At 42.6% G+C, this 573-nt stretch carries 1 pseudogene; it reads right to left on the bottom strand.

What is annotated here, in order from left to right:
• Positions 1–41: 41 nt before the first annotated feature.
• A pseudogene (locus J3U35_RS03195) lies at positions 42–573 on the bottom strand (hypothetical protein); the annotation flags it as partial.

Below are 573 nucleotides of genomic sequence, written 5' to 3'. Positions count from 1 at the left end.
TATCGGTTTTGGTTTTTTTGTCAACATATTAGATCCCTGTATTAAAAATCGAATAAAACAACATCCGGTTTTTGCGGTTTTCGCGGAACAGACGGCGAATTACTAAAAATTAGGTGCACTCCGTCCAGCGTATTATCCAATTTTAAATACTGATTGTGGTTAATTTGAATGCTGCGCCTAAAAAATAGTCGATTTACGGTAAAATCGTCGTCCGGCAACCCGATAATTCTCAGTTGTTTTTTAATTGCCTCGCGTTGATCGTCCAGTGGCGATGTTTTGACCACCGTACACGCCGTACAGTTATTGACAGAACTCCGAGGGGCGCGTTCGCGCCTATTTTTAGAGACGATAGCCCATTTTATTAAACGGGTGCATATAAAAGATGCTATGCCGACGATCGGGGAAAATACCCCCTTAATCTTTTTAACATTTTCCTCAAACTGATTTTGTATTTCTTCGTAAGAAACCCTAACGCGCAAATTTTTACGCTGTACCATTGCACCACCTTGTAACTGTGTATATGCAGCCCAATCTCCTGCGTCTGCCGCTGCAAGCACCGGATCGATTGCCGGA

Origin of the sequence: Gilliamella sp. B2717 (assembly GCF_026536675.1) — a bacterium.
Lineage (GTDB): Bacteria > Pseudomonadota > Gammaproteobacteria > Enterobacterales > Orbaceae > Gilliamella > Gilliamella apicola_I.
The sequence above is the reverse complement of the archived record's forward strand: the minus strand, read 5'-3'. Positions and strand labels throughout refer to the sequence as shown.